We start from the raw sequence: 3,884 nt of genomic DNA on the forward strand, positions 1-3,884 counted from the left end.
TGCCGGCGGGTCCGGTCCTTCTTCGCCTGGCGCTCGCGCTCGACGCGCAGCCGCTCGCGGGCGGCCGCCTTGTTGGCCTGACTGTTGCGTGCACTCATGATCGTGATCTCCGTGGGACGGTGAGGAAGGGGACGGGGGAGCCGCGGGGCTCGCTCAGACGAGGGCGAGGCCCGGCAGCGGCGGCCCCCGCCGCCCCACCGAGTGCACGAGAAGCCGGGTGCGGGAGGACCGGGCCGCACCCGCGGGCCGCCCGGCCCGCAGCGGAGCCCGCCCGCCCGTACGGAAGAGGGCCGCCACCAGCAGCAGCGGCCGGAACGCGCCGGCCGCCACCGCGCCGAGCAGCCGGACCAGCGCCCGCTCCCCACCGCGCAGCCACCAGGCGGCGGTGAGGCCCACGCCCACGTGCGCGGCGAGCAGCAGCCAGGGCAGCGCCGGGTTCGGCGAGGTCAGCAGGCCCGCGGCCGCCGCGCTCCCGGGCGCCGCCACGCCGGGCAGCGGCGCCCCGACGGCTCCGCCGCAGAAGACCTCCACGCCCACCGAGCGCAGCGAACCGGCGACCGGGCCGCCGGCGGGGCCGTAACAGACGGTCTGCCCGCTGGTGAAGAGGGTGTCCGCCGCCAGCTCCAGCGGGACCAGCAGCCCGGCGATCGGGCCGAAACCGCGCTCCCGGCCGGCCAGCGCGTACGCCACGGCGTAGACGCCGCCCGCGACCGGGACCACCGTCCCCAGCGGCAGCGGCACGCCCGAGAGCAGCACGTGCGACGCCACGGACAGCGTCACGGCCAGTGCCGTGAAGAACGCCGCCCGCAGCGCCCTCAGCTGCGTCCCTGCCATGTCCATCGTCGTGGAGTGTGCCATGCCGGTCCGTAAGGCGTCCCTAAACGGAAGCTGTGAACGGCCGCCCGCCGTCCTACAGCCCCGGTATCCGGCCGTTGCGGAAGAGGTCGACGAAGATCTGGTGGTCGGCCCTCGCCCGCGCCCCGTAGCCGTGGGCGAAGTCCACCAGGAGCTCCGGGAAGCCCTCCTCGTCGGCGGCGATGGCGGCGTCGATCGCCCGCTCGGTGGAGAACGGCACGAGCGAGTGGCCGCTGGAGTCGTCCGCCGCCGCGTGCATCGCCGCGGTCGCCCGGCCGAGGTCCGCCACCGTGGCCGCGATGTCCTGCGGGTCGTCGATGTCGGACCAGTCCAGGTCCACCGCGTAGGGGGAGACCTCCGCGACCAGCTGCCCGGTGCGCCGGCCCTCCTCCTCGATCTCCGTCCAGCCCAGCCAGGGGTCGGCGTGCGCCTGCAGCGCCCGCTGCGAGATCACGGTCCGGTGCCCCTCGTGCAGGAAGTAGTCCCGTACCGCCGCGTCCTTCACGTGCCGCGAGACCGCCGGGGTCTGGGCCTGCTTCAGATAGATCACGACATCGTTCTCCAGGGCGTCGCTGTGCCCCTCCAGAAGGATGTTGTACGAGGGCAGGCCGGCCGAGCCGATGCCGATCCCGCGCCGCCCGACGACGTCCTTCACCCGGTACGAGTCGGGCCGGACCAGCGAGGCCTCGGGCAGGGTCTCCAGATAGCCGTCGAAGGCCGCCAGGACCTTGTAGCGGGTCGCCGCGTCCAGCTCGATCGAGCCGCCGCCGGGCGCGAACCTGCGCTCGTACTCGCGGATCTCCGTCATCGACTCCAGCAGCCCGAACCGGGTCATGGCCCGGGCCTCGCGCAGCGCGCCGAGCAACGCGCCCTCGGCCGTGTCCAGCGTGAACGGCGGCAGCTCGTCGTGCCGGGCCCCGGTGGCGAGGGCGTGGATCCGCTCCCGGTAGGCGGCGGCGAAGATCCGCACCAGGTGGGTGATCTGCTCGTCGGAGAGGGCCTTGGCGTAACCGAGGAGTGCCAGGGAGGCGGACAGCCGCTTCAGGTCCCAGGTGAAGGGCCCCACATAGGCCTCGTCGAAGTCGTTGACGTTGAAGACCAGCCGGCCGTTGGCGTCCATGTAGGTGCCGAAGTTCTCGGCGTGGAGATCACCGTGGATCCAGACCCGGCCGGTCCGCTCGTCCAGGTACGGGCCACCGCGCGCCTCGTCCTCCAGGTCGGCGTAGAAGAGGCAGGCCGTGCCCCGGTAGAAGGCGAAGGCGGAGCCGGCCATCTTCCGGAACTTGACGCGGAAGGCCGCCGGGTCGGCGGCGAGCAGGGCGCCGAAGGCGGTGTCGAAGACGGCGAGGATGTGCTCACCGCGCTCCTGCGCGGTGGGCTGCGGGACCGACATCGAGGGTGCCTCCTGGGAAAAAGCCGTTCATGACATAAGGGACACGCGCCCCAGGCGTTCCAACGCGCGACCGTACCGCCGAGTGCCCGTCCCGCGGAGGTCGGAGCGACGTAGACTTCCACGGTCCCCCCCAGCCACCCCCGTGACCGCTACGGAGACCTCCCGCCGTGACCAAGCCGCCCTTCACGCACCTGCACGTCCACACCCAGTACTCGCTGCTGGACGGTGCCGCGCGGCTGAAGGACATGTTCAACGCGTGCAACGAGATGGGCATGACGCACATCGCCATGTCCGACCACGGCAACCTGCACGGGGCCTACGACTTCTTCCACAGCGCGAAGAAGGCCGGGGTGACGCCGATCATCGGCATCGAGGCCTATGTCGCGCCGGAGTCCCGCCGCACCAAGCGGAAGATCCAGTGGGGCCAGCCGCACCAGAAGAAGGACGACGTCTCCGGTTCGGGCGGTTACACCCACAAGACGATCTGGGCGGCGAACGCCACCGGACTGCACAACCTCTTCCGGCTCTCCTCCGACGCGTACAAGGAGGGCTGGCTGCAGAAGTGGCCCCGGATGGACAAGGAGACCATCGCGCAGTGGTCGGAGGGCCTGATCGCCTCCACCGGCTGCCCCTCCGGAGAGCTGCAGACCCGGCTGCGCCTCGGCCAGTTCGACGAGGCCCTGAAGTCCGCCTCCGAGTACCAGGACATCTTCGGCAAGGACCGCTACTTCCTGGAGCTGATGGACCACGGCATCGAGATCGAGCGCCGGGTCCGCGACGGACTCCTGGAGATCGGCAAGAAGCTCGGCATCCCGCCGCTGGTCACCAACGACTCGCACTACACCTACGCGCACGAGGCCACCGCCCACGACGCCCTGCTGTGCATCCAGACCGGCAAGAACCTCTCCGACCCGGACCGCTTCAAGTTCGACGGCACCGGCTACTACCTGAAGTCCGCGGAGGAGATGTACGCCATCGACTCCTCGGACGCCTGGCAGGAGGGCTGCCGCAACACCCTCCTGGTCGCGGAGCAGGTCACCACCGAGGGCATGTTCGAGGCCAAGAACCTCATGCCCAAGTTCGACATCCCGGAGGGCTACACCGAGGTCAGCTGGTTCCGCGAGGAGACCATGCGGGGCATGCACCGCCGCTTCCCGGACGGCATCCCCGAGGACCGCATGCGGCAGGTCGAGTACGAGATGGACACGATCATCTCGATGGGCTTCCCCGGCTACTTCCTCGTCGTCGCCGACTTCATCATGTGGGCGAAGAAGCAGGGCATCGCCGTCGGCCCCGGCCGTGGCTCGGCGGCCGGTTCCATCGTCGCGTACGCCCTCGGCATCACCGACCTCGACCCGATCCCGCACGGTCTGATCTTCGAGCGCTTCCTCAACCCCGAGCGCATCTCGATGCCCGATGTCGACATCGACTTCGACGAGCGCCGGCGCGTCGAGGTGATCCGGTACGTGACCGAGAAGTACGGCGCCGACAAGGTCGCCATGATCGGCACCTACGGCAAGATCAAGGCCAAGAACGCGATCAAGGACTCGGCCCGCGTCCTCGGCTACCCGTACGCCATGGGCGACCGCATCACCAAGGCCATGCCCGCCGACGTCCTGGGCAAGGGCATCGACCT

Annotated in this window: 3 protein-coding genes; 1 reads left to right on the forward strand and 2 read right to left on the reverse strand. The window is 70.6% G+C overall.

All coding sequences use genetic code 11. The features are described from left to right. Positions 1-153 precede the first annotated feature (153 nt). Together RIF68_RS30345 and RIF68_RS30350 are read right to left on the reverse strand one after the other, a co-directional pair. Positions 154-840, reverse strand: a complete 687-nt coding sequence (locus RIF68_RS30345; RefSeq protein WP_309054481.1) for a hypothetical protein — start codon at positions 838-840, stop codon at positions 154-156. 70 nt (positions 841-910) lie between these two features. Continuing rightward, the gene (locus RIF68_RS30350) at positions 911-2,248 is read right to left on the reverse strand and encodes a DUF2252 domain-containing protein (RefSeq protein WP_309054479.1); all 1,338 of its coding nucleotides are present in this window, start codon (positions 2,246-2,248) and stop codon (positions 911-913) included. Positions 2,249-2,415: 167 nt separating this feature from the next. Between RIF68_RS30350 and dnaE the strand changes: the two genes are divergently transcribed. Further along, positions 2,416-3,884: DNA polymerase III subunit alpha (gene dnaE / locus RIF68_RS30355; protein WP_309054480.1), on the forward strand; the 1,469-nt coding region annotated here is incomplete at its 3' end.

Origin of the sequence: Streptomyces sp. (assembly GCF_031178505.1) — a bacterium.
Taxonomy (GTDB): Bacteria; Actinomycetota; Actinomycetes; order Streptomycetales; family Streptomycetaceae; genus Streptomyces; species Streptomyces gulbargensis.

Coding starts and splice junctions, on each gene's coding strand:
- RIF68_RS30345 (WP_309054481.1), bottom strand. CDS start 840: ATGGACATGGCAGGGACGCAGCTGAGGGCGCTGCGGGCGGCGTTCTTC.
- RIF68_RS30350 (WP_309054479.1), bottom strand. CDS start 2,248: ATGTCGGTCCCGCAGCCCACCGCGCAGGAGCGCGGTGAGCACATCCTC.